The 1,200-nt window shown below is 66.9% G+C and carries 1 protein-coding gene; it reads right to left on the bottom strand.

Annotated features, from left to right (window positions below):
• Positions 1-6 precede the first annotated feature (6 nt).
• On the bottom strand, positions 7-1,161 hold the full coding sequence (locus EN738_RS34425) for an efflux RND transporter periplasmic adaptor subunit (RefSeq protein WP_127287376.1): 1,155 nt from the start codon (positions 1,159-1,161) through the stop codon (positions 7-9).
• Positions 1,162-1,200: the final 39 nt, after the last annotated feature.

Raw genomic sequence — 1,200 nt, 5'->3', positions numbered from 1 at the left:
GGGTTATCAGCTGGCCGGTTTTTGTTGCGGCAGCGGCGAGACGGGCATGCCGGGGCCGATCTTCTGCAGGTTGCCGGTAATCACCTGGTCGCCCTCGGCGACGCCGCTCAGGATGGCCACCTGGTCGCCATTGACCGGGCCGAGCGACACCATGCGCTGGCCGACAGTATTGCCCTTGCCGACGACGTAGAGGCACTTGCCGAGCTGGCTGGAGCCGAGCGCCACCTGCGGGACCATCAGCGTGTCGGGCTGCTCCTTCACATGCAGCCGGACGCGAACATACTGGCCGGGCAGCAACGAGAACTTCGCATTGCCGATCGTCGCCCGCGCCGTGATGGTGCCGGTCGAATGATCGATCGTGTTGTCGATGAAGGTGAGCTCGCCCTTCTGGCTGGGTTCCGTCTGACCCGGCAACAGAACATCGACGGCGATCGGGCCGGCCGCCTTGGCCGCCTCGATCTCAACCAGATCCGTCTCGCTCGGATTGAAGGTGACGTAGATCGGATCGAGCTGCACCAGCGTGTTGAGCACCGTGCCGGCGACGCTGACCAGCGTGCCGACCGAAGCCTGGTTGCGGCCGATGCGCCCCGGGAACGGCGCCTTGATCTCCGCATAGCCGAGGTTGAGCTCGGCGGTGCGGAGCGCCGCCCTGTCGACCGCAAGCGCCGCCTCGGCCGCGCGCAAGGTGCTGGTGCGCTGGTCGAAGCTGTCCTTGGCGAGGTAGCCGCTCTTGGCGAGCTCGGTGCCGCGACCGAGATTGGAGCGCGCGTAGTCGAGCGTCGCCGTGTCACGCTCGATCTCGGCCTGCGCCTGGTCGAGTGCGGCCTGATAGTCCTGCGGCGCGATCCGGTAGAGCAGGTCGCCCTGCTTGACGTCGCTGCCGTCGGCGGCAGCCTGCTCCTGCAGGTAGCCGGGCACGCGGGCCTGCAGCGTGATGCTGCGGATCGACTCGACGCGCGCGGCATAGTCGAGATAGATCGGGATGGTCTTCTTGACGACGTTCACCACCGGCACCGGCATCACGAAGGCCGCCGGCGCGGGCGCCGCGCCCGCCGTGCCGGCATTGAGGCTCAAGCTGCCCATGTCGAGCAGATGGACGCTGGCCATCGAAATTGCGCCGAGCGCCACGGCCGTTCCCAAAGCGATTTTCCATTTACGCAGTTTGGTCTCCAATCCTATTCGGCCGCTTCAGCCAGGCGC

It is taken from the genome of Mesorhizobium sp. M4B.F.Ca.ET.017.02.2.1, from assembly GCF_003998955.1.
Taxonomy (GTDB): domain Bacteria; phylum Pseudomonadota; class Alphaproteobacteria; order Rhizobiales; family Rhizobiaceae; genus Mesorhizobium; species Mesorhizobium abyssinicae.
The sequence above is the reverse complement of the archived record's forward strand: the minus strand, read 5'-3'. Positions and strand labels throughout refer to the sequence as shown.